General features: G+C 47.4%; 1 pseudogene. It reads left to right on the forward strand.

The annotated features are described in order from the left end of the window. A pseudogene (locus tag R0J87_RS20490) lies at positions 1 to 272 on the forward strand (hypothetical protein); the annotation flags it as partial.

Below are 272 nucleotides of genomic sequence, written 5' to 3' on the forward strand. Positions count from 1 at the left end.
GGAAAAACTGTTAGCCATGTGTGGGGAAAAGTTAATTGCTGCTGGAGGTGAAATTTGGGATGAAACCGAGTTTGTTGAAGCAGAGGTGAGCAATACAGCGGTAACGGTTCATTGTCAACATTTACCCACTGAGAAGCCCAAACAAGCCGTCGGACGACTGTTAATTGATGCCATGGGTTCAGCGTCTCCCATTGCATGGCAACTCAATGGGAAGCGAGCCTTTGATAGTGTTTGTCCCACTGTTGGTGCAACGGTGAAAAGTGGTTTTCCAG

Source organism: Halomonas sp. SIMBA_159 (assembly GCF_046536035.1).
GTDB classification, from domain to species: domain Bacteria; phylum Pseudomonadota; class Gammaproteobacteria; order Pseudomonadales; family Halomonadaceae; genus Vreelandella; species Vreelandella venusta_A.